The organism is Litoreibacter ponti, from assembly GCF_003054285.1.
Classification (GTDB): Bacteria; Pseudomonadota; Alphaproteobacteria; order Rhodobacterales; family Rhodobacteraceae; genus Litoreibacter; species Litoreibacter ponti.
Window position 1 is genome coordinate 440,045 of the sequence record NZ_QBKS01000002.1, and the last position, 26,256, is coordinate 466,300.

General features: G+C 65.7%; 25 protein-coding genes. 9 read left to right on the top strand and 16 right to left on the bottom strand.

From position 1 onward, the window contains the following. Positions 1 to 8: 8 nt before the first annotated feature. The 5 genes from C8N43_RS16070 to C8N43_RS16090 are packed head-to-tail and all read right to left on the bottom strand — an operon-like array spanning position 9 to position 4,455. Positions 9 to 1,049 (bottom strand): HesA/MoeB/ThiF family protein, encoded by a 1,041-nt coding sequence (locus C8N43_RS16070; RefSeq protein ID WP_107846767.1) that lies wholly within the window; start codon positions 1,047 to 1,049, stop codon positions 9 to 11. Further along, positions 1,049 to 1,516, bottom strand: a complete 468-nt coding sequence (gene dut / locus C8N43_RS16075; RefSeq protein ID WP_107846768.1) for a dUTP diphosphatase — start codon at positions 1,514 to 1,516, stop codon at positions 1,049 to 1,051. The genes C8N43_RS16070 and dut overlap by 1 nt, the downstream gene beginning before the upstream one ends. Next, complete coding sequence (gene coaBC / locus C8N43_RS16080; RefSeq protein WP_107846769.1) at positions 1,513 to 2,709, bottom strand: bifunctional phosphopantothenoylcysteine decarboxylase/phosphopantothenate--cysteine ligase CoaBC; 1,197 nt, start codon at positions 2,707 to 2,709, stop codon at positions 1,513 to 1,515. The genes dut and coaBC overlap by 4 nt, the downstream gene beginning before the upstream one ends. A gap of 56 nt (positions 2,710 to 2,765) precedes the next feature. Next, on the bottom strand, positions 2,766 to 3,557 hold the full coding sequence (locus C8N43_RS16085; protein ID WP_245913059.1) for a ChaN family lipoprotein: 792 nt from the start codon (positions 3,555 to 3,557) through the stop codon (positions 2,766 to 2,768). 13 nt (positions 3,558 to 3,570) lie between these two features. Beyond that, on the bottom strand, positions 3,571 to 4,455 hold the full coding sequence (locus C8N43_RS16090) for an RNA polymerase factor sigma-32 (protein ID WP_107846771.1): 885 nt from the start codon (positions 4,453 to 4,455) through the stop codon (positions 3,571 to 3,573). Positions 4,456 to 4,550: 95 nt separating this feature from the next. Here C8N43_RS16090 and cobU point away from each other — a divergent pair, with 95 nt between their 5' ends. From cobU to C8N43_RS16110, 4 genes are read left to right on the top strand one after another with little or no spacing between them, the layout of a single operon-like run. Further along, positions 4,551 to 5,108, top strand: coding sequence for a bifunctional adenosylcobinamide kinase/adenosylcobinamide-phosphate guanylyltransferase (gene cobU, locus C8N43_RS16095; protein WP_107846772.1), 558 nt, complete (start codon positions 4,551 to 4,553; stop codon positions 5,106 to 5,108). Then, on the top strand, positions 5,105 to 5,680 hold the full coding sequence (locus C8N43_RS16100) for a histidine phosphatase family protein (RefSeq protein ID WP_107846773.1): 576 nt from the start codon (positions 5,105 to 5,107) through the stop codon (positions 5,678 to 5,680). The genes cobU and C8N43_RS16100 overlap by 4 nt, the downstream gene beginning before the upstream one ends. A gap of 60 nt (positions 5,681 to 5,740) precedes the next feature. Continuing rightward, positions 5,741 to 6,421 carry a glutathione S-transferase gene (locus C8N43_RS16105; RefSeq protein ID WP_107846774.1) on the top strand — a complete coding sequence of 227 codons (681 nt, stop codon included), beginning with the start codon at positions 5,741 to 5,743 and terminating at the stop codon, positions 6,419 to 6,421. A 57-nt stretch (positions 6,422 to 6,478) separates the two neighbouring features. Then, positions 6,479 to 7,984: a YifB family Mg chelatase-like AAA ATPase gene (locus tag C8N43_RS16110; protein ID WP_107846775.1), complete on the top strand. Its 1,506-nt coding sequence runs from the start codon at positions 6,479 to 6,481 to the stop codon at positions 7,982 to 7,984. On the opposite strand, the gene gshB is transcribed toward C8N43_RS16110, so the two are convergent. The 3 genes from gshB to rsmI form a co-directional block, all read right to left on the bottom strand. Beyond that, positions 7,981 to 8,922 carry a glutathione synthase gene (gene gshB, locus C8N43_RS16115; RefSeq protein WP_107846776.1) on the bottom strand — a complete coding sequence of 314 codons (942 nt, stop codon included), beginning with the start codon at positions 8,920 to 8,922 and terminating at the stop codon, positions 7,981 to 7,983. The genes C8N43_RS16110 and gshB overlap by 4 nt on opposite strands. A gap of 105 nt (positions 8,923 to 9,027) precedes the next feature. Continuing rightward, complete coding sequence (locus tag C8N43_RS16120; protein WP_107846777.1) at positions 9,028 to 9,384, bottom strand: YraN family protein; 357 nt, start codon at positions 9,382 to 9,384, stop codon at positions 9,028 to 9,030. Then, on the bottom strand, positions 9,381 to 10,250 hold the full coding sequence (gene rsmI / locus C8N43_RS16125) for a 16S rRNA (cytidine(1402)-2'-O)-methyltransferase (protein ID WP_107846778.1): 870 nt from the start codon (positions 10,248 to 10,250) through the stop codon (positions 9,381 to 9,383). Before rsmI ends, C8N43_RS16120 begins: the two co-directional genes overlap by 4 nt. Before the next feature lie 109 nt (positions 10,251 to 10,359). Here rsmI and C8N43_RS16130 point away from each other — a divergent pair, with 109 nt between their 5' ends. From C8N43_RS16130 to murJ, 3 genes are all read left to right on the top strand, one after another. Beyond that, complete coding sequence (locus C8N43_RS16130) at positions 10,360 to 11,535, top strand: penicillin-binding protein activator (RefSeq protein WP_107846779.1); 1,176 nt, start codon at positions 10,360 to 10,362, stop codon at positions 11,533 to 11,535. A gap of 7 nt (positions 11,536 to 11,542) precedes the next feature. Continuing rightward, the gene (locus C8N43_RS16135; protein WP_425437099.1) at positions 11,543 to 14,314 is read left to right on the top strand and encodes a [protein-PII] uridylyltransferase; all 2,772 of its coding nucleotides are present in this window, start codon (positions 11,543 to 11,545) and stop codon (positions 14,312 to 14,314) included. Between the two features lie 202 nt (positions 14,315 to 14,516). Then, complete coding sequence (gene murJ, locus C8N43_RS16140) at positions 14,517 to 16,040, top strand: murein biosynthesis integral membrane protein MurJ (protein WP_107846780.1); 1,524 nt, start codon at positions 14,517 to 14,519, stop codon at positions 16,038 to 16,040. A gap of 18 nt (positions 16,041 to 16,058) precedes the next feature. Here the strand turns inward: murJ and C8N43_RS16145 are convergent, their stop codons facing one another. The 3 genes from C8N43_RS16145 to C8N43_RS16155 form a co-directional block, all read right to left on the bottom strand. Further along, positions 16,059 to 16,673: a Hint domain-containing protein gene (locus tag C8N43_RS16145; RefSeq protein WP_158269996.1), complete on the bottom strand. Its 615-nt coding sequence runs from the start codon at positions 16,671 to 16,673 to the stop codon at positions 16,059 to 16,061. A gap of 112 nt (positions 16,674 to 16,785) precedes the next feature. Beyond that, positions 16,786 to 17,442 carry a sulfotransferase family 2 domain-containing protein gene (locus C8N43_RS16150; RefSeq protein WP_107846782.1) on the bottom strand — a complete coding sequence of 219 codons (657 nt, stop codon included), beginning with the start codon at positions 17,440 to 17,442 and terminating at the stop codon, positions 16,786 to 16,788. Further along, the gene (locus tag C8N43_RS16155) at positions 17,439 to 18,386 is read right to left on the bottom strand and encodes a DMT family transporter (RefSeq protein ID WP_107846783.1); all 948 of its coding nucleotides are present in this window, start codon (positions 18,384 to 18,386) and stop codon (positions 17,439 to 17,441) included. Before C8N43_RS16155 ends, C8N43_RS16150 begins: the two co-directional genes overlap by 4 nt. A gap of 111 nt (positions 18,387 to 18,497) precedes the next feature. On the opposite strand from C8N43_RS16155, the gene C8N43_RS16160 reads away from it, so the two are divergent. Both C8N43_RS16160 and C8N43_RS16165 read left to right on the top strand, forming a co-directional pair. Beyond that, positions 18,498 to 20,123 (top strand): AMP-binding protein, encoded by a 1,626-nt coding sequence (locus C8N43_RS16160; RefSeq protein WP_107846784.1) that lies wholly within the window; start codon positions 18,498 to 18,500, stop codon positions 20,121 to 20,123. A 118-nt stretch (positions 20,124 to 20,241) separates the two neighbouring features. Next, the gene (locus tag C8N43_RS16165) at positions 20,242 to 21,258 is read left to right on the top strand and encodes a hypothetical protein (protein WP_107846785.1); all 1,017 of its coding nucleotides are present in this window, start codon (positions 20,242 to 20,244) and stop codon (positions 21,256 to 21,258) included. 3 nt (positions 21,259 to 21,261) lie between these two features. Here C8N43_RS16165 and C8N43_RS16170 read toward each other — a convergent pair whose 3' ends face one another. From C8N43_RS16170 to C8N43_RS16190, 5 genes are all read right to left on the bottom strand, one after another. Then, on the bottom strand, positions 21,262 to 22,140 hold the full coding sequence (locus tag C8N43_RS16170; protein ID WP_107846786.1) for a hypothetical protein: 879 nt from the start codon (positions 22,138 to 22,140) through the stop codon (positions 21,262 to 21,264). Between the two features lie 68 nt (positions 22,141 to 22,208). Next, positions 22,209 to 22,847, bottom strand: a complete 639-nt coding sequence (gene upp / locus C8N43_RS16175; RefSeq protein ID WP_107846787.1) for a uracil phosphoribosyltransferase — start codon at positions 22,845 to 22,847, stop codon at positions 22,209 to 22,211. Further along, complete coding sequence (locus tag C8N43_RS16180) at positions 22,844 to 23,815, bottom strand: adenosine deaminase (protein ID WP_107846788.1); 972 nt, start codon at positions 23,813 to 23,815, stop codon at positions 22,844 to 22,846. The genes upp and C8N43_RS16180 overlap by 4 nt, the downstream gene beginning before the upstream one ends. Further along, positions 23,812 to 24,948 carry a phosphopentomutase gene (locus C8N43_RS16185; RefSeq protein ID WP_107846789.1) on the bottom strand — a complete coding sequence of 379 codons (1,137 nt, stop codon included), beginning with the start codon at positions 24,946 to 24,948 and terminating at the stop codon, positions 23,812 to 23,814. The genes C8N43_RS16180 and C8N43_RS16185 overlap by 4 nt, the downstream gene beginning before the upstream one ends. Continuing rightward, on the bottom strand, positions 24,945 to 26,255 hold the full coding sequence (locus C8N43_RS16190) for a thymidine phosphorylase (protein WP_107846790.1): 1,311 nt from the start codon (positions 26,253 to 26,255) through the stop codon (positions 24,945 to 24,947). The genes C8N43_RS16185 and C8N43_RS16190 overlap by 4 nt, the downstream gene beginning before the upstream one ends. Position 26,256 lies beyond the last annotated feature (1 nt).

A 26,256-nucleotide genomic window follows, 5' to 3' on the forward strand; every position in this document is an offset into this window, starting at 1 on the left:
CAATGCGCCTATTTTCCAAGCTGTCCACAGACCGCGCAGTCGGGATTGCGGGGGGCGTTGATCAGCCGGGTTTCCGCGTAGAGCGCATCATAGATCAGCATCTGGCCGCGCAGCGGGGCGCCCGCGCCGGTGACCTCTTTGATCGCCTCGACCGCCATCATGGAGCCGATGACGCCCGGCAGCGCACCCATCACGCCCGCCTCGGCGCAGGACGGCGCAAGACCGTCGGCGGCGGGGTTGGGGAAGACACAGGCGTAGCAGGGCCCGCTGGCGGCGGGGTGGAACAGGGACAACTGCCCTTCCCACTGGGTGATCGCGCCGGAGATCAGGGGCTTGCCCAGCTCGACGGCGACCTGATTGACGAGGTAGCGCGTCTCGGCATTATCGGAGCCGTCGAGGATCAGGTCGTAGTCGGCGAACAGCTCCGCCGCCATATCGGCCTGCAACCTGCGGTTGTAGGGCAGCACGCTAACGAAAGGGTTTTGCGCCTTCAGCGCCTCTTGGGCGGAGAAGACCTTGGGCATGCCGGTGCGCCCGTCCGTGTGGATCACCTGCCGCTGCAGGTTCGAGACGTCCACCACGTCGTCGTCGATCACCCCGATGGTGCCGATGCCCGCGGCGGCCAGGTATTGCAGCGCAGGCGCGCCAAGGCCCCCTGCCCCGACCACCAGAACGCGGGCGTTCTTCATCTTCTTCTGCCCCGGACCGCCGATCTCGCGCAGCACGATGTGGCGCGCGTAGCGGTCAAGCTCTGCCGAGGTCAGCTTGCTGGGGTCGGTGGGGGGGGGTTGGTCTTCGACGGGGCCTTGGCGCAGACGGGACAGCACGGCACGGTAGCCGAAAATGATCGCCGCAAGGCCCGCCAGAATGGCCCAGCTGGACAGATTGCCGGTGGCGTCCTTCACCGGGTTGCCGTCGGGCAGGGTCAGCTGGAAGAAAAGCACCAGCGCGAAGAGCGCGACCAGCGCCATGCCTTGTGCGCGTTGGGGCAAGCCCAGAAACCGCCCGGCGAGCAGGATGCCCGCCGCGATGATCAGCACCAAAGCCATCAGCCCCGCCCGGTGGAGCCGAAGCCGCCCGCCCCGCGCGCGGTGTCGCTGAGCGTGGTGGCGATCTGGAACTGCGCCTGCACGACGGGGGCCACGATCATCTGCGCGATGCGGTCGCCATGGGCGACGGTGAAAGCGTCCTGCCCGAGGTTGATCAGGATCACGCCGAGCGGTCCGCGATAGTCGCTGTCGATGGTGCCGGGGCTGTTGGGCAGGCTAATGCCATGCTTGAGCGCAAGGCCAGAGCGGGGACGGATCTGCACCTCGAACCCTTGCGGGATTTCCACCCGCAGGCCGGTGGGCACCAGCGCGCGCACACCGGGGGCCAGCGTCAGGCCGCTGTCGCGGTCCTTTGGCGGCAGGTTCGCGCGCAGATCGGCCCCGGCGGCGCCAGGCGTCTCGTAGGCGGGCAAACCCAGTGTATGGTCCGCGTCGTCCAGCCATTGCATCGCGATGGTTGGCGTCATGCAAGCGCCTCGGCGATTTTGGCGGCGAGCTTGGCGGCAACCTGATCCTTGCTCAGCCGCGGCCAGCTGTCGGCGCCCGCGTCGCTGATCACGGTGACCGCGTTTTCCGAGCCGCCCATGATACCCGTCTCGGGGCTGACATCATTCGCGACGATCCAGTCGCAGCCCTTGCGGGCGCGCTTGGCAGTAGCGTTGACCTCGACATCGTCGGTCTCGGCCGCGAAGCCCACGACCAGTTTCGGGCGGTTCTGCTTCAGTTGGGAGACGCCAGCGAGGATGTCGGGGTTTTCCGCGAATTCCAGCGTGGGGGCATTGCCTGAGCCGTCTTTCTTCATCTTCGAGCCGGACGCATTTGCCACGCGCCAATCGGCGACGGCGGCTGCAAAAATGGCGGCATCTGCGGGCAAGGCAGCCTCGACCGCGTCTTTCATCTGCTGTGCCGTTTGCACGTTCACGACATTTACGCCTGCGGGCGGCGGCACATCGGCGGGGCCGCTTATGAATGTCACATCCGCCCCCAGCGCCGACAGCGCGCGGGCGAGTGCCGTGCCCTGCGCGCCGGAGGAACGATTGGCGATGTAGCGCACGGGGTCAATTGGCTCGTGGGTGGGGCCGGAGGTCACGATGATGTGGCGGCCTTTCAGGGGGCCATCGTGAAGTGCCGCCTCGACCGCATCGACGATGGCGAGCGGCTCTGACATGCGGCCGGGGCCGTGTTCGCCGCAGGCCATGTCGCCCACATCGGGGCCCACGACCAGCACGCCGTCGCCCTGCAAGGTGGCGAGGTTGCGCTGCGTGGCGGGATGTTCCCACATGCGGACATTCATGGCGGGCGCGATCAACATGCGCTTATCGGTGGCCATCAGCAGGGTCGAGGCCAAATCATTGGCGAGCCCGCCCGCCATCTTTCCCATCAGGTCGGCGGTCGCGGGGGCGACGACGACGAGATCGGCGGCGCGGCTGAGCTCGATATGGCCCATCTCGGCCTCGTCGGTCAGGTCGAACAAGTCGCGGTAGACCTTGTTGCCTGCGAGTGCCGAGGTGCTTAGCGGCGTGACGAACTCTTCGGCCGCGCGGGTCAGCACGGGCACCACATCGGCCCCGCGCTCGCGCAGTCTGCGGATCAGGTCGAGCGACTTGAAGGCCGCGATCCCGCCGCCGATGATCAGAAGTATCCGTTTGCCTGCCAGCATCTTAGGCCCTCACATAACGCGCCCACAGTGTTAGGCCAGCGCGCGCGCGGCGGCAATCAGTTGCTTTTAAAGGCGGCGCAGGGATCGCCCGTGCCGGGATCGTAGGCGCCGGTGATAATCCAGCGGTCATAGGGTGGGTCGTCCTGCGCCTCCAGCAACTGGCCTACGGAGATCAGCGACAGCTCCGGCTCGGCGCGTTTGAGGTAACGCGGCATGCCCCAATCAGTGCGCGCGTGGCCGTTGCCGGTGATGACCAGCACCGGGCCGCCGGTCTGCTGCAAGGCATCCAGCGTGGATTGCGCGAAGCTGGCGTCGCGCAGGCGCTGAGCTTCGACCATGCCGCCGAGCATGTCTTCGGGTAGCGCGTTGCAATGGGCCTCGGCCTGTAGGGTTTCGCGGGTGGATTGCTCGTCATTGTCCAGCGGCGATGCCAGATCAAAGGCTTCGGGGCCGTCGAATTGCGCCGCGGCCCCCGTTCCGACAGCGGCACGCACGGTGTCGGGCGGCAGGGCTGCGCCGAAGATTTGCGCGTCGGGCGCGGCTTCGAAGATCGGAAAGTACATCGCGAAATCAGGCCAGGGGCTGTCTGACCAGCCAAGCGCCGCGTCAAGCTGGTCGATTGCGGACCAATCGGCCGCGTTGCCTGCGTCGGCTTGCGCCGGGCTGAGCATTTCGAACACCAGCGCCTTGGGCATGATCGCCGCCGCGATGGCCGCTTGGTTGATGTGGTGGGTCGGGTTGTCGTGCAATTCTCCCGCGATCACCACGTCTGCCCCGCGCAGAACGTCAAATGCCGAGGTCGCGAGGACCTCGGCATTGATGGGGGTCGTGGCAGCGACAGCCGCCACGCATGATATCAGGTTAGTGCGCCAGGAAATGATGCACTTCCTTGCTTTGGCCTTCGAGCGACTTGCGCATCTTGGTGAAGGCAGCGGCTTCCAGCTGGCGCACGCGCTCTTTCGACAGGCCCAGTTCATTGCCGAGGCTTTCCAGCGTGCGGGGCTGGTCGAGCAGCTTGCGCTCGCGGACGATAAACTGCTCGCGGGCGTTCAGCGCGGTCATGGCGGACACAAGCCACTGGCGCAGCGTGTCGATGTCGTGGGAATGCTCGACCAGCTCGGAGGCCTGCGGGCCATCATCTTCCAGAGCGTCGATCCATTCACGGCCCTCGTCCTCGGTCGATTGGGTCGCGTTGAGCGAGTAGTCGGAGCCGGACAGGCGGCCTTCCATCATCTCTACGTCATGCAGCGGCACGCCCACTTCAGTCGAAATCATCTTCCGCAGCTCATGGCGATCGAGGGTCTCGCCACGGGCTGCGGCCTCACGCTCCAGCCGCGCCTGCACCCGGCGCATGTTGAAGAAGAGGGACTTCTGGGAAGAGGTGGAGCCGGTGCGCACCATCGACCAGTTGCGCATCACGTGATCCTGAATGGACGCCTTGATCCACCACACGGCGTATGTCGAGAAGCGCACGCCACGGTCGGGATCGAACTTGTCAGCGGCTTTCATCAGGCCCAGACCGGCCTCCTGAATCAGATCGTTCATCGGAGCGCCGTAGCGCTTGAACTTGGCAGCCATGGAAATGGCAAGGCGCATGTACGCCGTGATCAGCCGGTGCAGGGATTCCTCACAGCGCTCGTCGCGCCACGCATAGGCCAATCTCAACTCGGTTTCCGCATCCAGCAGCTCTGCCTTCATCGCGGTGCGGGACAGTGTGTTGTCGGATGGACGTCCATCAAATGCCATTGGCTTACCCCCGGGTAAATTGTCGATTATGTCTTTGCGCAGACTGGTTCTTTGTGATTGTTACGGGCGGGTCTCAAAATCGGATCATTCTTTCTATGAAAAAAAATGTAGCCCCCCGGTCACAGCCCTTGCCAAGACTGTCGCTGGTGCTAGGCGGTGCTGCGTCGGGCAAGTCGGGCTTTGCGGAGCAGTTGGTCCAATCCGCCCCGGATTTGCGCCGGATCTACCTGGCCAGCGCGCAGGCGTTTGACGACGAGATGCGCGCCAAGATCGCCAGGCATCGCGAGATACGCGCCGCCGATGGGTGGGAGACCGTAGAGGAGCCCCTCGCCGTGGCAGAGGCCCTGAACGCGCGCCACGACGGAGAGATCGTGCTTTTTGACTGCGCGACGCTGTGGCTGACCAACCAGATGATGGCCGAGGCTGATCTTGCCGCCAAAACCGCCGCTTTGGCGAGCGCGCTCGCGACCTGCGCCGCGCCGGTCGTCATCGTCAGCAACGAGCTGGGCCAGGGCGTGGTGCCGGAGCTTGCGATGGCGCGCCGCTTCCGCGAGGCCCATGGGCGCATGAACCAGACACTCGCAGTACAGGCCGATCTGGTGGTCCATGTCATCGCCGGTCTGCCGCAGGTCCTGAAGGGCCAACTGCAGTGACGCGGCTTTGGTGGGTGCGCCATGGCCCGACCCATGAGAAGGCGTTTACCGGGCATCGCGACGTGCCGGCCGATCTGTCCGATGCCGCGAAGATCGCCCGGCTTGATGCGCATCTGCCGTCCGAGGCGGTGCTGATTTCGTCCGACCTGCACCGCGCGCGCGCCACGGCGGACGCCATCGCCGGCCGCCGCCGCCGCCTGCCCCATGATCCCGCGCTTCGGGAACTGGATTTCGGCGTCTGGGACGGCAAGCATTTCTCCGACGTGGCCAAGACGCATCCCGAACTGTCGCGCCAGTATTGGGAACAGCCGGGCGACATCCGCGCCCCCGGTGGCGAAAGCTGGAACGATCTGCACGCCCGGCTGACCCCGGCGGTGGAGCGGCTGATTGCCGACCATATCGGCGATATCGTCATCGTGGCCCATATGGGCGTGATCATGTCCCAGATCGAGCGCGCGATGGGCGTGACCCCCTACAAGGCGATGTCGCACCGGATCGAGCCGCTGTCGGTCACCCGGATCGACGTTGCGCGAACGGGCTGGCGGATCGGGGCGATCAATCACGAGCCGTGACGGCGCAAAACACAAATGTTCATTTCCGTGCGGACGCGCGCGCGGATTAGGCTCGCCCGCATGACCTATGATCTTCTTATCGGCGACCGGGCCTATTCCAGCTGGTCGCTCCGGGGTTGGCTTCTGTTCGCGAAGTTCGGCCTCGATGTGAACCTGTCGACGACCCGCATCTACGGGCCCGACTTCCGCGCTGACCTGGCCGCCTTTGCCCCGGCGCGCAGCGTTCCCGTGATCCGCCTGCCCGAGGGGCCGGTGGTCATGGATACGCTCGCGATTGCCGAGACGCTGGCCGAGCGCCACCCCGACCTGCCGTTCTGGCCCAGGGACCCGGCCGCCCGCGCGCTGGCGCGCGGGATCACCGCAGAGATGCATTCTAGCTTCACCACCCTGCGCAGCACCTGTCCGATGAACATGCGCAACGTCTGGACCGGCATAACCCCGGACGAGGCGCTGAAAGCCGATCTCGACCGGATCGAGATGCTTTGGAGCGCCGCGCGCGCCCATGCGCCGGAGGGCCCGTGGTTGTTTGGCGACTATTCCATCGCCGACGCCTTCTACGCACCGGTCGCGGTGCGCATGGTGGGCTTCAGCCTGCCGGTCAGCGACAAGGCGCGCACCTATTGCGAGACGGTGATCAGCGATCCAACCTTCCTCCAATGGCGGCGTCTGGCCATGAAGGAGGAGCCGCTCACGGTCTACGACCAGCCCTACGACAAGGCGCCTTGGCCCGGGCCGGAGTAACTCGGCGTTAACCAAAAGCGGTGCACCCTCCGGCGCAGCAAGTGAGTCGAGGGTGCCATGGTTGCGCGGACATACACAGTGGCATTCGAAGGGATCGAAGCCCGCCCGGTCGAGGTGCAATGCTCGGTCGCGGCGGGTCTGCCGTCCTTTTCGATTGTGGGGCTCGCAGATAAGGCCGTCAGCGAGGCGCGCGATCGGGTCCGCGCTGCTTTGACGGCGATGTCCATCGCGATGCCCACGAAGCGGATCACGGTGAACCTGTCCCCCGCCGACATGCCCAAGGAGGGCTCCCATTTCGATCTGCCGATCGCACTGGCGTTGCTGTCTGCCTTGGACATCCTGCCCAGCGAAGAGGTCGCAGGCACGGTGGCCTTGGGTGAGCTGTCGCTTGACGGCTCGCTGGTGCCGGTCATCGGCACTTTGCCCGCGGCGCTGACCGCTGCCGCCCAAGACCACACGCTGCTGTGCCCTGCGTCCTGCGGGGCCGAGGCCGCCTGGGTTGATGCGGCGCAGGTGTTCGGCGCACGCTCTTTGATGGAGGTCGTGCAGCACTTCACCGGCCAAAAGCCGCTGGCGGTTGCAGCACCCGGCGAGGTCGCGCGGGCGACACATTCTAAGGATTTGCGCGATGTGAAGGGCCAGGAGCGCGCGAAACGGGCCTTGGAAATCGCCGCGGCGGGCCGGCATCACCTGTTGATGGTCGGCCCGCCGGGATCGGGCAAATCCATGCTGGCCGCGCGCCTGCCGGGCATTCTGCCGCCGCTCTCACCGGAAGAGGCGCTGGAGACCTCGATGATCCATTCGCTGGCCGGGCTCTTGGAGGATGGCGGCATTTCACGCGAGCGGCCCTTTCGCACGCCGCACCACACCGCTTCGATGGCGGCCATTGTCGGCGGCGGGCGCGGCGCGAAGCCGGGGGAGATTTCACTCGCACATAACGGTGTGCTGTTCATGGACGAGTTCCCGGAATACGCGCGGACCGTGCTGGAGACCCTGCGCCAGCCCATCGAGACCGGAGACGTGGTGGTGGCGCGCGCCAATGCCCATGTCCGCTACCCGTGCAAATTCATGCTGGTGGCCGCGGCGAACCCTTGCAAATGCGGCTACATGACCGATCCGGCGCAGGCCTGCGCGCGGGTGCCCCATTGCGGCGAGGATTATCTGGGCCGCATTTCGGGCCCGTTGATGGACCGGTTCGATTTACGTCTCGACGTGCCACCCGTGGCCTTCACCGACCTCGACCTGCCCGCTTCCGGCGATACGTCCGAGCAGGTCGCGGCACGGGTGACGGCGGCGCGTGAAGTGCAGCTTGAGCGGCTGCGTGGGCATCCGGGGCTACGGTCCAATGCGGATGTCGAAGGCGAGGTGCTGAAGGAGATTGCGACGCCCGATGCGGAAGGCGCGGCCCTGCTGACGCGGGCCGCGGAGCATTACCGGCTGACGGCGCGCAGTTATCACCGCGTTCTGCGGGTCGCCCGCACGATTGCCGATCTCGAGGGCAGCGCGCAGGTTGGCGCGCGCCATATCGGCGAGGCAGTCAGCTACCGGATGCCCGGCGCTTAGGCGCGCTTGGCCTCGATGGCCTCCCAGATCTTGGCGGTGGCGTTGATCCCGTCGAACGCCTCAAGCTCCATCAGGCCCGTGGGCGAGGTTACGTTGATCTCGGTCAGCCAGCCGCCGATGACGTCGATACCCACGAATATCTGGCCGTGATCCTTCAAATCCTGGCCGATGCGGGCACAGATCTCGCGGTCGCGCTCGGTCAGGCCGATCTTCTCGGGCCGCCCGCCGACATGCATGTTCGAGCGGGTCTCGCCCTTTGCGGGCACCCTGTTGATCGCGCCCACCGGCGCGCCGTCGACAAGGATGATCCGCTTGTCGCCCTTGGAGACGTCGGGCAGGAATTTCTGCATGATCAGCGGCTCGCGGTTGATGCCGGAAAACAGCTCGTGGAGCGAGTTGAGGTTGCTGTCGCCGTCACGCAGGCGGAACACCCCGGCCCCGCCATTGCCGTAGAGCGGCTTCAGGATGACGTCCTCGTGGCGCGCCTTGAACGCCTTCAGCGTCTCAAGATCGCGGGCGATCGCGGTGGGCGGGGTCAGGTCGGGGTAGTCGAGGACCTTCAGCTTCTCGGGCCAGTTGCGCACCCATGTTGGGTCATTGACGACAAGAGTGTCGGGGTGCACCCGGTCCAGAAGGTGGGTCGTGGTGATGTAGCCCATGTCGAAGGGCGGGTCCTGGCGTAGCCAGACGACGTCGAACTCCGACAAGGGTTTGCGTGTGAGCGCGCCGAGCTTAAAATGATCGCCTTTAACCCGGCGTACCGTCAGCGGCCAGCCTTCGGCGTAGACCAAGCCCTCCTCGTAGGAGAGCTTGTCGGGGGTGTAGTAGAAAAGGCTATGACCGCGGGCCTGCGCCTCTTCGGCGATGCGAAAGCTCGAATCTCCGTCGATATTGATGCTGTCGATCGGGTCCATCTGGATTGCGACGTTCAGGCCCATGGCTCTTCTCCTGTCAGACGTGCCCGCCTCGGGCTTGGAGCCTTTACATGGGACAGCGCGCGGCGCGGGGCAAGACCAATGAGAGCTGCGGCGGCCACGACAAGGTCAGGCGATCAGTGCATTCTCCAGCACTTCAATCTCGCCATGGGCGTCGACCAGCGCAACGTCGAACCGCATGTCGGTGTCCTGTCCTTTCGGCTCGCCGGAGACGAACCGCGTCGCCGTCTCGAAGATGCGCGCGATCTGGCGGGGGCCAAGCGCGCTGGCCGCTTGCGCATGCGAGACGCTTTTCTTCACTTCGATGAAAATCACTTCGGCACCGCGACGCATGATCAGGTCAATCTCCCCGCGGCCCGCGCGAAAGCGGTGGGCGGCGAAGGTGTAGCCCGCGCGCAGGTAGCGGCGCGCCACAGAGCGTTCCGCTTCCAATCCCGCATGATAATTCACGGCACCGCGGCTCATGGATCGCCTGCCGATTTCGACAGCTCCAGCGCGGCCTGGTAGACTTGCCGTTTTGGCAGCCCCGTTGCCGCGACGACGGAGGCCACGGCATCCTTCACGCTGCTGGTCTTAAGGGCGTCTTTCAAAAGCAGTTGCATGTCACTTTCATCGAAAACCTGTGCATCGCCCCGGGCGATGAGCACGACAATTTCCCCCTTCAGCGTTTCACCTTCCAGCGTCGACACAAGATCCGACAGCGTGCCGCGCCGTACGTCTTCGAATTTCTTGGTCAGCTCCCGCGCCACCACCGCGGCCCGATTCCCGTAAGTATCCAACGCATCTTCTAACATTCGGTGAACGCGCTTCGGGCTCTCATAGAAGACCAGCGTGCCCGGCACCTCGCGCAGCGCCGCGAGAAATGCCCGCCGCGCGCCCTTCGCATTGGGCGCAAAGCCCGCGAAGAAGAACGCATCTGTCGCCAAGCCACCCACTGCCAGCGCCGCCAACAGCGCCGAAGCGCCCGGCGCCGCAGTCACCATCATGCCCGCCTCAGACGCCTCCCGACCGAGCGTATAGCCGGGGTCCGCGATCAGTGGCGTGCCGGCCTCTGACGCGTAAGCCACCGACTTGCCCGCCGCGAGCGCGGCCAGCAATTTGGGCCGGGCCTGCGCGCCGTTATGGTCGTGATAGGCCACCATCGGACGCCCCTCCAGAGCGATTCCATGGATGTCCATCAAGCGGCGCAGCGTGCGGGTATCTTCGGCCGCCAGCACATCCGCCGAGGCCAGAATATCGAGCGCGCGCAGCGTGATATCGCGCGCGGTGCCGATCGGGGTTGCTACAAAATAAAGGCCCGGGGCCAGATTTACGCGGTTTGCGGCTGTCATGGCGCCTGGCCCTCGTCTTCACATTTACTTGACCCGTCAGACCTCGTATTCAGAAGCACAAGTGTGGCTGAGCCGGCGGCCATTGGTGGGGACTTATGGAGTGAAAGACATGTTCAACCTTTTGGGAAGCGCCCGCAAGGGCATCCGCGCCCTCGCGGCGCTGGCAGCGGCGGCCACGCTGGCGGCCTGTGACGTCGACCTGACCGCGATCAATGCGCCCGGCGGCGGCAAGTCGGATGGAGGCGCGACCGAGGTGGCCCTGCTGGTGCCCTACGGATCCGTCACCCCCGGCGACGCGGGGCTGGCCCGCGCGCTGGAGAACGCGGCCCGGCTGGCCGCGGCCGATCTCGGCGAGGGCCGGGTCAACATCACTGTCTACAACACTGCAGGCCAGGCTGGCACGGCCGCAACCCAGGCCCGTGCGGCCGTGGATGCCGGCGCCGACATCATCCTTGGGCCGCTGCGCTCGGATGCGGCTAACGCAGCCGCCGTCGCGGTCTCCGGCTCGGGCACCAATGTCATCTCTTTCTCCAACAACACCTCCATCGCGGGCGGCAACCTTTTTGTGTTGGGCAACACGTTCGACAACATCGCCTCGCGGCTGATGGGGTATGCGGGCGCGCAGGGGCGCAATCGGGTGGTCGTCGTCTATCCGCGCACGCCGGTGGGCCAGATCGCGCGCTCTGCCATTGTGCAGGCCGCCTCCGGCACCAGTGTGCAGATCGTGGGCGACGGCGCGTTCGAATTTTCCGAGCAGGGCATCGTCTCGGCGGTGCCGCAGATCGCCTCGACCATCCAAAGCTCCGGCGCAAATGCCGTGATGCTGACCTCCGACAGCACCGGTGCGCTGCCGCTATTGGCGCAGCTGCTGCCCGAGCAGGGCGTGAGCCCCTCGGTCACCAAGTATATCGGCCTGACCCGCTGGGACGTGCCGCCCCAGACCCTGCAATTGCCGGGCGTCCAGGGCGGCTGGTTCGCCCTGCCCGACCCCGGGCCGGTCGCGCAGTTCAACAATCGCTACAATGGCCGTTATGGCAACGCCCCGCACCCGCTGGCCGGGCTCGCCTATGACGGCATCGCCGCCATCGGCGCCCTGCAGGCCAAGAAGCTGGCCATGAGCAAGGGGAACCTCACGCAAAATTCCGGCTTCAAGGGCGTAAATGGCGTCTTCCGCTTCCGCCCCAACGGCACCATCCAGCGGGCGCTGGCGGTGGCGCAAGTGTCCAACAATCAGGTTCAAATTATTGACCCAGCTCCTAAATCCTTCGGCTTCGGCGGCTTCTGAGCCGCCCCTGCCCGACCCCGAGGAGCTGCTGCCGGATGATCTGATCCTGCCGGCCGCCGATATCTTTGACGAGGCGGGCCTGCGCGCCCGGCTCGAAGAGGCTTTGGCCCCGCAGCGCGACGCGAAAGCGATCCGGGCGACCACGGTAACCTTGCTCAAGGAGGCTCAGCGCGACGGGCGCGCGGCGATTGCGGACGCCTTTGAGGCCAAGCCGATGGCCGCGCGCAGGCTGACGCGGTCCTATACTTTTCTCACCGACGGGCTGGTGCGCGCAGCCTTCCACGTGGCGCGCATGCACTTACACCCGCTGCCTAACCCCACAGAGGCCGAGCGCGTCTCCGTGATCGCTGTGGGCGGCTACGGGCGGGGCGAGATGGCGCCAAGCTCGGATGTAGATCTGCTGTTTCTAACGCCCTACAAGATCACGCCCTGGGCCGAGAGCCTGATCGAATCCATGCTCTACATCCTGTGGGATCTGAAGCTGAAAGTCGGCCACGCTTCACGCACCGTGAAGGATTGCCTGCGGCTTGGGCGCGAAGATTTCACCATCCGCACCGCCCTGCTGGAGCACCGCCTAATCGAAGGCGACGCGGAGCTGGCGCAAGAGCTGGAAGCGCAGCTGTGGGAGAAACTGTTCTCGAAGACCGCATCCGAGTTCGTCGAGGCCAAGCTCGACGAGCGCGCCGATCGGCTGAAAAAACACGGCGGTCAGCGCTACATCGTCGAGCCCAACGTCAAAGAGGGCAAGGGCGGCCTGCGCGACCTGCAATCGCTGTTCTGGATTGCCAAATACGTCAACCGGGTGAAAACCGCGGCCGAGCTGGTGAAGCTGAAGGTCTTTACCCAGGATGAGCTGGAAGACTTCAAGCAGGCCGAGCGGTTCCTGTGGGCCACCCGCGCGCATCTGCACCTGATTGCGGGCCGCGCGCAGGAGCAGCTGACCTTCGACGTGCAGGTGACCGTGGCCGAGCGGCTGGGCTACGTGGATCGCGGCGGCCGCCGCGCGGTCGAGCATTTCATGCAGGATTATTTCCGCCACGCGACCAAGGTGGGCGAGCTGACCCGTATTCTGCTGACCGATCTGGAAGCCCGCCACGTCAAGCAGGAACCGACGCTGTTCGGCTTTCTGCGCAATGCGCGCAAGAAGAAGCTGAAAGAGGGCTACAAGGTCCGGCAGGGCCGTCTGGATGTGCGCGGCCAGAAGAGCTTTCTGAAAGACCCGCTCAATCTGCTGCGTATCTTCGAGGAGGCGCTGCGCACGGGCTACCTGCTGCACCCGGACGTGATGCGGCTGATCTCGGCCAATCTGGACCTGATCCGCGGGCTGGAAGGCAACAAGGACGCGGCGCGGATTTTCCTCGATACGCTCTTGAAGCATGGCAACCCGGAGCGTGCCTTGCGCCGCATGAACGAGCTGGGCGTGCTGGGCGCATTCATCCCCGACTTCCAGACCATCGTCGCGATGATGCAGTTCAACATGTATCACAGCTACACGGTCGATGAGCACATCATCCAATGCATTTCGCATCTCGCCCAGATCGAGCGTGAAGAACTGATCGAAGAGCTGCCGGTGGCCTCCTCGATCCTGAAGCGCGGCGTGAACCGCAAGGTGATTTACGTGGCGCTGCTGCTGCACGACATCGGCAAGGGCCGGGACGAGGATCACTCGATCCTCGGCGCCAAGCTCGCGCGCTTCATCGCGCCGAAACTGGGCCTGAACAAAGACGAATGCGACACGGTCGAGTGGCTGATCCGCTACCACCTGCTGATGTCCGACATGGCCCAGAAGCGCGACATCGCCGACCCGCGCACCGTGCGCGACTTCGCCAAGGCGGTGAAGACCGTGAAGCGGCTGGATCTGCTTTGCGTGTTGACCGTGTGCGACATTCGCGGCGTGGGCCCCGATGTGTGGAACAACTGGAAGGCCTCGCTGATCCGCGCGCTCTACCGCCAGACCAAGCGCGGGCTGCAAGACGGGATGGAGGCGCTCAACCGAGAAGAGCGCGGCTCTGAGGCCAAGAAAAATCTGCGCGCAGCGCTGCCCGACTGGGACAAGAAAGACCTCGCCCGCGAAGTGGCGCGGCACTACCCGCCCTACTGGCAAGGCCTGCATGTCACAGCCCATGTGGATTTCGCCAAATTGCTGCGCGACATCCCCAATGACGAGATCCGCATCGAGCTGACGCCCGACGAGGATCGCGACGCCACCCGCGCCTGCTTTGCCATGGCCGACCACCCCGGCATCTTCGCGCGCATGTGCGGCGCGCTGGCGCTGGTGGGGGCCAATGTGGTCGATGCGCGGACCTACACCTCGAAGGACGGCTTCGCGACCGCCGCCTTCTGGATACAGGACGGCGAGGAAGGCCCCTACGACGTCTCGCGCCTGCCGCGGCTCAAGACGATGATCCACAAGACCCTGATGGGTGAGGTGCTGGCCCGAGAGGCGCTGGCGCCGCGGGACAAGATCAAGAAGCGCGAGGCCAAGTTCCAGGTCCCGACCTCGGTCACCTTCGACAATGATGGCTCCGAGATCTACACGATCATCGAGGTCGACACCCGCGACCGCCCCGGGCTGCTCTATGATCTGTCGCGCACCTTGTCAGAGGCCAACATCCAGATCGCCTCCGCCGTGATCGCGACCTATGGCGCACAAGTGGTCGACACGTTCTACGTGAAGGACATGTTCGGGCTGAAGTTCCATTCGGCCTCAAAGCAGGCGTCGATCGAGCGCAAGCTGCGCGCCGCTATCGCATCGGGGCGCGAACGAGCGCAAGGATGACGGGGCAAAGCCGTTCGAACGGCTTTGTGCGCGCGCCGTGCGGCGCGCGGGAGAAGCGATTTGCAAATCGCTTCAAGAAAGGTGCGTCGACGCACCTTGCGCCAGTTTCGCACACCTGCCCCCTTCTCGGACCGCGCGGAACGCGCTAGGGCTTGGGTCAAAACGAAGGAGCAGCCCGATTTCCAAGCCCGCCCCGATCCGGATGATGCGCGGTTTCGCGACCGTCGGCCTGTGGACCATGCTCAGCCGCATCCTTGGCTTCGTGCGCGATGTGCTGATCGCGGGCTTCCTGGGGTCTGGCCCCGTGGCCGAGGCCTTCCTGATCGCCTTCTCCCTGCCCAACATGTTTCGCCGCTTCTTCGCCGAGGGCGCGTTCAACATGGCGTTTGTGCCGATGTTCTCCAAGAAGGTCGAAAGCGGCGAGCGCCCGTTGGAATTCGCCCGCGATGCCTTTACCGGGCTCGCCACGATCCTGATCGCCTTTACCCTGTTGGCGCAGCTGTTCATGCCCGCGCTGGTGCTCTTGATGGCGTCAGGCTTTGCAGATGACGAAAGGCTGGGGCTCGCCACGCTCTTCGGGCGCATCGCTTTCCCCTATATCCTGTTCATCTCGCTCGCGGCCTTGCTGTCCGGCGTGTTGAACGCCACCGGGCGGTTTGTGGCCGCCGCAGCGGCCCCCGTCCTGCTCAACGTGCTGTTCATCGCGTCGCTGACCGGCGCGTGGTCTTTAGGGTTCGACATCGGCCTTGCGCTGGCCTGGACCGTTCCCGTCGCGGGCATCGCCCAACTGGCGCTGGTCTGGGTCGCGGCGTCGCGCGCGGGCTACAGGCTTGTGCCGCGCCGCCCGCGGCTGACGCCCGAGCTCAAGCGCCTCGCCATCATCGCCGCCCCCGCTGCGCTGGCCGGGGGTGTGGTGCAGGTGAACCTTCTGGTGGGCCGCAATGTGGCCAGCTGGACCGAGGGAGCAATCGCCTGGGTGAATTATGCCGATCGGCTTTACCAACTACCGCTGGGCGTGGTGGCCATCGCCATCGGTGTGGTCTTGCTGCCGGAGCTGTCGCGGCGTCTGCAGGCGGGCGATACCGAAGGCGGGCGCCATGCGCTGAGCCGCGCGGCAGAGGTCGCGCTGGCGCTGACCGTGCCCTGCGCCGTGGCGCTGATGGTGATCCCCGCGCCGATCATTTCGGTCCTGTTTGAGCGTGGGCGCTTCACGGCGGACGACACCGCCGCCACCGCGCTCGCTGTGGCGATCTACGGGCTCGGTCTGCCGGCCTTTGTGCTGCAGAAAATCTACCAGCCGCTCTATTTCGCCCGCGAGGACACCAAGCGCCCGTTCTACTTCGCCCTCGTCGCGATGGTGATCAACGCGGTCGTCGCCGTGGGGCTGTGGTTTTATCTGGATTATCTCGCGGCGGCGCTCGCGACCTCGCTGGCCGGGTGGGCGATGGCGTGGCTGCTGTGGCACTACGCCAGAGGCTTCGGCGATGCGGCGTCGCTCGATGCGAGGTTCCGCAGCCGCGCCCCGATGATCTTGCTGGCGTCGGGCTTGATGGGTGGGTTCCTGTACGGCGCGCATGTGGCGCTGGCCCCGCTGTTCGAGCTGGGCGGCTGGCGCTACGCCGCGCTGGCGTTGCTGCTGATCTCTGGGGGGATTGTCTACGGGCTACTTGGCCGGGTGCTGGGGGCCTTCACGCCGGGCGAACTGAAGGCCAGCCTGCGCCGCTGAATGGCGCGATAACCCGGCTTAGATCCATGCGCTGACCACGGGGCGTGCGCGGTTCTTGCGGTCCGCCTCGCCCATCAGGCGGCTCAGCTGGCGCGCCTGGCGGTCGCTGAGCGGGGTGAAGCGGTGGGTGCCTGTCGGCGATGGCAGGTCGATGTAGACACCGCCCTCGACCACCAGCGTCTCTTCGCCCGCAAGACGGAGGGTCACATGGCTCAGGTCACCGGAAATACGCGCGCGGGCGATGCCGCGATAACCGATCAAGTTTTCGGCGCGCAGGCTGACGCAGGGCTCGCCAAAGAGCGTTGCAGCAGCCTCATCCTCGATCACCAGCCGCATGTCGGGGGAAACCAGCATCGCGCGGGTATTGCCGATTGCGCCCTCGGGCACCAGCAGGGGCCATTGCTTGGCATTGGCGCGGGCCGCGGAGACCGACAGGGAGCGGTGTTCGATCGAGACGATCTCTTGCGCGCCGTGCTCTGCCGTCAACACCGTGTCGCCAACCTGCAGCTCTTCGACCGGGGTCCAAGCATAGTCTGTCGCCAGCCGTGTGCCTGCAAAAATCCCGGCGCTCGGTGCGGTTTCCAGCACCAGCGGCGTGGACTTGGACGTCTTCTTGCTCGATTTGAAAAACATGGTCCCACCCTTCGTTTCAAACTTGATTGGGGTGAGATTGCGCATCCGCCGGGGCAGAGGTTGGACCGCAAAAAGGTCATTTTGCGGCGAATTGTGTTCAAATTGAGAACAATCAGAAGTGGTAGTTGAACCGCGCGATATCCTCGGCGGCGATCTCGGCCACAAGGTCGCGATCCGCGTCGGAGTAGAGATCCCGCGTCGCGCCGCGCTCGGAGCGGTTGTCATGGGGGAACGGCCCGAGCTTGCAGCCGATCAGCGCTTCGAGCTTCGGCAAATCCTCTGAGAGATGCTCGAGACGAACAAAGAGGTCGCACCGCTCCGCCCCGGCCGCGGTGGTCACGTAAGAGCCATAGGGCGCGGCCTGCAGCGAGGCCCGCGTCTGCGGGTGATGCAGGAAGGCGCTGAACTCTAAACCCCGGGCCAGCTTGACCGCCGGGTGCTCAAAGCTCTGGGCGCGCAGCCAGTGGTAGTAGCTCGCGATCCGGTCCCACGGGTTGCGCACGAGGGTGAAAACCCGCGCCGCGTCGATTTGTGACTGCGGCACCAGCCCGACGATGTCGCGCAGGGTTGAATGTTTCCACAGCCGCCCAGTAGCCTCGACGCCTTGCACCCGGCGGCGGCGCTTGCGGGCCTTGGGGGTGTCCCCGATCAGGACGTCATCGGCCTTGGCCCGCGCCTCCAGCGCAAGCGCCATCGAGGTGCCGCCGGTCTTGGGGATGTGCACGAAGATGAAGTTGCGCCCGCGCGGCGCCGGATGCGAGATGATCATGCCGCCCCGCTGCGTTTGATGATGACGACCCCTGCGGCCATGATCGCCACCATGCCCAGCACCGCCAGAGCGTCGGGCACCTGCCCCCACAGCACGTAACCCCAGACGCCCGCGGCGATGAGGAAGGTGTATTCGAACACGGCGACGTGGCTCGCCTCGGCCAACAAGTAGGCGCGGAACAGCGCGCCGATCCCGATCATCGACACCAGCGCCTGCGCGGCGGTCCAGAACAGCGCGGGGCCGGTCCAGGGCTGCCAGCCGCTGGCAAAGAAGCCGTCGATTGCGGGCGGGCTGTCGCTGCCTGAGAGGACGGCCAAGCCCGCCACACCGCACAGACCAATTGCGCCGAAGAAGCCCGCGACCAGCGTCACTTCGCTCTCAGAGGCACAGTATTGCCGGGTGGCAACCGCGGCCGTCGCGTAGAGCGCGCCCGCGCCGACGGGCACGAAGGTCAGGACGGAGACGCCCTCTCCGCCGGGCCGCAGCACCAAAAGCACGCCCCCAAAGCCAAGGATCACCGCCAGCACGCGCCACGGGCCGATCTGCGCGCCGAAAAAGCCCCATGAGATCAGCAGGACGAAGATCGGGGCCGTCAAAAGCCCCGCCGCCACCTGCGCCAGCGGCAGCACCGCGACGGCGGCGAAATAAAGCAGCATCGAGCCCGCCACGAGGCACGAGCGGACCGCGACCGCGCCGATGCTGACCGGGCGGACCCGCCAGCCCAGCACCACTGCGGCGGGCAGAAGGCATGCCAGCACCATCGCAGAGCGGGTCGCGTGGAACTGCCACAGGCCCACATCGCGGGCGATCACCGGGACGAAGCCGTCGATGAAGGACAAAACCACCATGCCGAACACCGCCAGCAGCGCGGCCTGACGCGGGTCGTTCGCGCGGGCCGGTGCCGTCGCGGGGGCCGGTGTGGCTGATGTCAGATCAATTGTCATACATTTCCACCCGGCGCGCCCCGAATACCTCTTTTCATTGGCCCTTGCCTTAGGCACACTCCCGCCCCACATGGGCCAGTTAACTTAAGACTGCATTAGGGGAGGATGACAATGGGTTGGATGTCTGACGAGACCGGGCTGGAGCGCCGCGCCGCCAACTATGTCCCCCTGACGCCGCTGTCGCATCTCAACCGTGCGGCCCAGGTCTTCCCCGACCGCGAGGCGGTGGTCTACGGCACCACCCGGCTCAGCTACACGGACTACCACGCGCGGGTGTCCCGGCTTGCCTCGGCTCTGACGGCGCGCGGTGTCGGCGCGGGCGATGTGGTCGCCACCATCCTGCCCAACATCCCCGCCCAGGCAGAGGCGCATTTCGGCGTGCCCGCCGCGGGCGCGGTGCTGAACACGATCAACACCCGGCTCGACACCGGCACGGTCGCCTACATTTTTGATCATGGCGAGGCGAAGGTTGTGCTGTGCGACACGCAATTCATCGAGCTGGCCGAGGCCGCGAAAGCCGCCTGCGAGGGCGAAGGTCCCGAGATAATTGAGGTCCCGGACGAGCAGGCCGGCTTCCCCGCCACGGGCCGTTTCGAGACCTATGAGGACCTGATCGCGGGCGGCGACCCGAAGGCCAGCTGGAACATGCCTGAGGACGAGTGGGAAAGCCTTGCGCTGAACTACACCTCCGGCACTACGGGCCGCCCCAAGGGCGTCGTCTACCACCACCGCGGCGCGTATTTGATGACGATGGGCACGGTGATCTCTTGGCGGATGCAGCTTTACCCGCGCTTCCTCGCCATTGTGCCGCTGTTTCATTGCAATGGCTGGAACCACACGTGGATGATGCCGCTGTTGGGCGGCTGCGTGCATTGCTGCCGCGACATCACGGCGGAGGCAATTTATACAGCCGTCGCCGACGAGGGCGTCACCCATTTCGGCGGCGCGCCCATCGTCTTGAACATGATCGTCAATGCGCCGGAAAACGCCCGAAAACCGTTCGACCATGTGGTCGAGGTATTCACCGCAGGCGCGCCCCCCGCCCCCGCCACGCTCGAGAAGATCGAGGCTCTCGGCTTCAACATCACTCATGTTTATGGCCTGACCGAGACCTACGGCCATGTCAGCGAATGCCTGTGGAACCCGGATTGGGACGCGCGCCCGGCAGAGGAGCGCCCGGCCCTGAAGTCCCGACAGGGCGTGGCCTTCCCGATGATGGAATACGTCACCGTAGTCGACGAGAAGAACGCGCAAGTTCCGATGGACAAGCAGACCCAGGGCGAGATCGTGATGCGCGGCAACGCGGTGATGAAGGGCTACTACAAGAACCCTAAGGCGACGGAGGAGGCCTTCGAGGGTGGGCATTTCCACTCTGGCGATCTGGCCTTCCAGCACCCCGACGGCCACATCCAGATCGCCGACCGCGCCAAGGACATCATCATCTCCGGCGGCGAGAATATCTCGTCGGTCGAGGTCGAGGGCGTGCTGATGTCCCACCCCGCCGTCTCGCTTTGCGCCGTGGTGGCGAAGCCGGACGAAAAATGGGGCGAGGTGCCCTGTGCGTTCGTGGAACTCAAGGACGGGGCCGAGACGAGCGAGGCCGACCTCATCGCCCACGCCCGCAGTCAGCTGGCAGGCTTCAAGACCCCGAAGACGGTGATCTTCCAGGAGCTGCCGAAAACATCCACCGGCAAGATCCAGAAGTTCGAGCTGCGGACGAAGGCGAAGAGCCTTTAGTCGATACTCGGAAGTCGCAGGCCGAATGCGCCACGCCCGACGCGCAAAGGTGTTGAGCGGTTGCAGCGAAGTCTCTATCGTAGCCGCATACGTATAATGAGCAGGCACGCCGCATCAAATGACGGCATTGAAAGAGTACGAACGGCTGGAATCTTCAGGCATCTGGCGCGAAAGCCCCGATGCCCAAAGGCGTGACGTCACGGTCTCGTTCGGTGACGCGACCCTGATCATCCGCGACCAGACCGACACCGCCCTCGCCCATTGGTCCCTTCCCGCCATCGACCGGATCAACCCCGGCCAGCGCCCCGCCCTGTTTCGCCCCGGCGTGGATGCGGGAGAGATGCTTGAGCTGGAGGACGCGACCCTCATCGACGCCATCGAGAAGGTGCGCCGGACGGTCGCCAGGCGCCGCCCGCATCGCGGCCGGTTGCGGCTTTACATCTTCGCGGGGCTCATCGCGGGGATCGCGGCGCTTGGTGTGTTCTGGCTGCCCGGCGCACTTGTGCGCCACACGGTGCAGGTCGTACCCGACGCCAAGCGCGTGGCAATCGGCACGGCGCTTCTGGGACACATGACGCGGCTGACCGGCGACACCTGCCGCGCGCCATTGGGCACCGCGGCCCTCGCGCGGCTGAAGGCCCGGGTGCTGGGCGACCGGATCCGCAAGGCTTATGTGGTCCCGCAAGGACCGGACGCAGCCCTTGGGCTGCCGGGTGGTCTTCTGATCCTGAACCGTACCTTGGTCGAGGACCACGACGCGCCGGATGTGACCGCGGGCTACATGCTGGCCGCCGTCGAGACGATGCAGACCACCGATCCCTTGCAGACCCTGCTTGAGACCGCGGGCGGCAGGGCGACGCTGCACCTGCTGACCACTGGCCAGGTCGAAGACGATGTTTTGCGCGACTATGCCGAGACCCTGCTCGCCCAGCCTGCGCCAGAGCCCGACACGGAAATACTGATCGACCGCTTCGCCACCGCAAAGGTCGCGCTGAGCCCCTTTGCCTTTGCTGTCGATGTGACCGGAGAGACGACGCTGCCGCTGATCGAGGCGGACCCCTATCGCGGTACCGAGGCGCCGCGCCTGCTGTCAGACGGGGATTGGATCAGCCTGCAGGAAATCTGCGCCGAGTAAGCTCTAGAAGATACCGAGCACCCGCTTGCGCGCCGCCGTTGCCCGCTTGCCGGTCGCAGGATCGATCAGGTAGCGCGGCACAGTATTGGACCACACCAGCCCCATCTGTGCCTTACCCGACGAGGTGCCAACACCGCGAAGGGGGTTCAGACGGCCATCGTCGAATGCGGCCTTGTAGCCCTTGGGCGGTTTGATCGCGGCCTGCTTGATGCGGCGATTGACCCCTTGCGGGCCTTTGAGCTGCTCGCGGCCCACGGTGTTGCGGCTTTGCGGGGAGACCTCTTCGCGCACGATGCTGCGCGAGGGCGTGCCCTGCGGGCCGCAACGCGCGCCTTGGTTGACGAATTGCTGCGAGAAGCTGCTGGCACCCGAGCAGCGTTGCACTGTCCGGACCTGCGCGGTCGCAGCAGGAGCCGTTTGCACCTGACGGCGCACCACACGGGTCTGGGTTTTGGGCGCAGGCGCGGCTTTGCGGACGACCCGGGTGGTCGTTTTCGGCTTGGGTGCGGCCGGAATGACCTTGACCTCGCGCGAGATGACCTTGGCGCCCTTGGGCGGCTTGCCGCGGACAACCTTCGTGGCGGTCGGCTTTGGGGCGGCCTTCGGCGCGGCTTTCGCGGTCTGGGCTCTGGGGGCGACCGAGCTGCGCGCGCCGCAGACCTGCTTGCGGTCCCGGGTCACCCGAGGCACCCAGGTCACGCGCCCGCCATAGCCCGCACGGATGAACACGCAGCCACGGCTATCGACATATTGCTTGCCCTTGAAGGAGGCCGGTGGCTGCTCCGCCGGGCCGTTGGAGCCGCGGAAGCTCTGCGCCTCGGCCTGAAAGGATCCCAGCCCGAGCGCCAGCACCGACACGGATAGCAGTTGCAATAGTCGCATATCAGTCCCCACTAGATATAGCGGTCACAATGCAACAGCACCCCAATCAAGTAAAGCAGGGAAATACCTTATTTTGTGCCGAACATGCGGTCTCCCGCATCCCCTAGCCCCGGGACAATATATCCATTGTCATTCAAGTGGCTATCCACTGCGGCGGTGACAATCGGCACGTCCGGGTGGGCCTCTTTCATGCGCGCGATGCCCTCCGGCGCGGCCAGAAGGCACAAGAATCGGATGTTCGTGGCGCCCGCTTTCTTCAGCAAATCAATCGCCGCGACAGAGGAATTGCCGGTGGCCAGCATCGGGTCCACGGCGATCACCATCCGCTCGTCAAGGAATTCGGGCACCTTGAAATAGTATTGCACCGGCTGAAGCGTCCCTTCATCGCGGTAGAGCCCGACAAAGCCCACCCGCGCGCTCGGAATCAGCTCCAACATCCCGTCCAGCAACCCGTTTCCCGCCCGCAGTATCGAGATCAGCGCAAGCTTGCGGCCTGCCAGCGTCGGCGCGTCCATCGGCTCCATCGGCGTCTCGATCCGCTTCGTCTCCATCGGCAAGTTGCGCGTCACCTCGTAGGCCAGGAACTGGCTGATCTCGCGCAGAAGCTGACGGAACACCGCTGTGGGCGTGTCTTTCTCGCGCATCAGCGTCAGCTTGTGCTGCACCAGCGGGTGATCTACGACGGTCAGATGAGGCGTGTCGGTCATGTGTCTGGCTCCAGTTTTTTCAGCAGTGTCTCGCGGGTCGCGTCATCGCAGAAGGCCGCCTTGGCCGCGGTGACATTGACCTCCCGCACGATCTCGTCTTCCCAGCCGAACGTGTCGGCGAGGCGGTCGTATTCATCGCTCAGCGTGGTGTGGAAGAAGGGCGGATCATCCGTCGAGACCGTCACCGGCACGCCTGCCGCACGCAACCGCTCTATGGGGTGGCTCTTCCAATCTGGGTACACGCCGAGCACGACGTTCGAGCCCGGGCAGACCTCCAGCACGATGCCGTTCTCGGCCAGATGATCGACCAGCCTGGGATCATCAATGGCCTGCACCCCGTGGCCCACACGTTCGACCCGCAGGTCGCGCACCGCTTGCCAGACGCTCTGCGCCCCGCCCCACTCGCCTGCATGGGTGGTCAGGCGCAGCCCGGCCTCGCGCGCCATGTCGAAACTGTAGGCGAAGTCGCCTTGCGTGCCTTGCATCTCGTCGCCGCCCATCCCGAACCCGGTGATGAAATCGCCCACCGTCTCGGCGGCGCAGCGCGCGGCGGTCTTGGCCTGATCGGGGCCGAAATGGCGGATGCAGGTGACGATGCCGCGCATCTCAATGTCGTCGGCGCGGCTGGCGGCTTCCTGCATCGCATGCAGGTATTCGCGCCACGCGCCCAGATCGCCACCGCCACAGAAATCAGGGCTGAGGAAGGCTTCGGTATAGATCACGCCCTGCTCGGCGGATTGTTCCAGCACCGCCGTGGTCAGCCGCCCAAATTCCTCCGGGCCGGTCAGCACCGTGCAGGCGGCCTCGTAGACGCGCAGAAACTGGGTGAAATTCTCGATTCGGTAAGATCTGTCCTCGTTGAACACTCCGTCGAGATTGATACCCTTCTCCTGCGCCAACCCGCGAATAAAGGCGGGCGGCGCCGCGCCTTCGATATGCAGATGCAGCTCGACCTTCGGGATGCTCATAGGAAGCTCCGTCCGGGGCCGGATTGGCTCAGGCCCAAATGATCCGCGACAGAGGCCGCGACGTCTACGAACATCACTTGGCCCACGTCTTTTGGGCCGCCCCCCGCCGCCACAACCGGCACCCGCTCGCGGGTGTGATCGGTGCCCGTCCATGTCGGGTCATTGCCGTGATCGGCGGTGAATACCATCAGATCGCCGGGCCGCAGCTTGGCGAGGACCGGCGCGATTGCCGCGTCGAACCATTCCAGATGGGCGGCATAGCCATGCGGGTCGCGGCGATGGCCGAAATTGGTGTCGAACTCGACAAAGTTGGCGAAGACCAACGCACCGTCCGGGGCCTCGTCCACCAGATCGGACAGGTGGCCCATCAGCTCTGCATCCGGCCCCGTGCGACTTACGCCGACGCCGCGGCCCGAGAAAATGTCGCTGATCTTGCCGATCCCGTAGGTCGCGCGGCCCTCTGCCACGGCCCAGTCCAGCAGCGCCGGTTTCGGCACCTCGATGGCGAAGTCGCGGCGGTTCTTCGTGCGTTTGAAGCTGGCTGCGTCGGTGCCCAGAAACGGCCGCGCGATCACCCGCCCGACTTTCATCGCATGCAGTTGCGGCGCGATATGGCGGCAGAGATCGAGCAGCCTTTGCAGCCCGAACGTCTCTTCATGGGCGGCGATCTGGAAGACACTGTCGACCGAGGTGTAGCAGATCGGCTTGCACGTGCGCAGATGCGCCTCGCCCAACCCTTCGATGATCGCGGTGCCGGAGGCATGGCAATCGCCAAGGATGCCGTCCGTGCCGCAAAACTCCGCTACGGCCTGACTTATCTCCGGCGGAAAGGCGGGCTGCGTATTGGGGAAATAGTGCCACGCCCAGGGCACCGGCACGCCTGCCAGCTCCCAATGACCCGAGGGCGTGTCCTTTCCGACGGAGACCTCTTCGGCCACGCCATGAAGCCCCGTGCCGGCCGGCGCGATCCCCATCGCGGCCCCAAGACCGAGCCCCATCAGATTGGGCATCTTCAGCCCGACCGTCTCGTGGATATGGCCCAACGTGTTCGCGCCCTCGTCGCCGAAGGCGGCCGCGTCCGGGGCGTGGCCGCAGCCGACGGAATCGAGCACGACCAGAAAGGCCCGGCTCACACGGCCACCCTGTCGATGAACAGCTCTGGCGCGGGGACGGCAGCCGCGCCGATCTGGAAAGCCTTGCGCACCGCACGCTCCGCCTTGGCGGCGGCTTCTTCGGTCGCGGCGTGGACCATGGCGAGCGGGGTGGACTTGTCGACCTTCGCGCCGATCCGCGCGAGGCCCGACAGGCCGACGGAGGAGTCGATCCGGTCCATTTCCCGCCTGCGCCCTCCGCCCAGCTCCACCACCGCGACGCCCAGCGCGCGGGTGTCAATGGCGCGGATGTGGCCCGTCGCCAGCGGCAGCACTTCCCGCACGATGTTGGCCTCCGGCAGGCAGAAGCGCCAGCTTTCGTCAAAGTCCGTGGGCCCGCCCAAGGCCGCGACCATCCGGCAGAACTGCTCCATCGCGCGCCCCGAGGTCAGCGCGGTATTGAGCGCGTTCCACGCATTCTCCGTATCGGCCTTGATCTGCTTGTTGTTGCCCAAAAGCTCCGCGCCCAGCGCCAGCGCCACTTCGCGCAGGCGCGATTGGCCGGTGCCGCTGAGTGCTTCCATCACGGCGCGGATTTCGACCGCGTTGCCCGCGGCCGTGGCCAGCGGCTGCGACATGTCGGTGATCAGCGCCGTTGTGGGACAGCCCGCGCCCTTGGCGACCTCCACCAGCGAATAGGCCAAGCGTTTCGCCTGCGCCGGGTCCGCCATGATCGCGCCCGAGCCGGTCTTGACGTCGAGCACCAGCCCCTGCAGTCCGGCTGCGAGCTTCTTGGCGAGGATTGAGGCCGTGATCAGATCGATGCTGTCCACCGTCGCCGTTACATCGCGGATTGCGTAGAGCCGTTTGTCGGATGGCGCCACCGTGCCGGAGGCGCCGACGATGGCGCAGCCCACGTCGCGCGTGACCTGCTGCAGCTTCGATGCCGTTACGGTCGAGGTATAGCCCGGGATCGCGTCGAGCTTGTCGAGCGTGCCGCCCGTGTGGCCCAAGCCCCGGCCCGACACCATCGGCACATAGGCCCCGCAGACCGCCAGCGCGGGCGCGAGCACCATCGAGACCGGATCGCCCACGCCGCCCGTCGAGTGCTTGTCCAGCACCGGGCCGTCAAGCTTCCAGCGCAGCACATCCCCGCTGTCGCGCATCCCTTCGGTCAGGCCAACGCGCCCCTCGGCGCCCAAGCCCTCCATCGCGACAGCCATGGCAAACGCGCCGGCTTGGGCGTCAGAGATCCCGTCGCCCGCAAGCGCGCCGCCAAACCAGCGGCATTCGGCAGCAGTAACCGCCTCGCGGCGGCGAATTTTCCCTATGATCTGGGCAGCATCCATC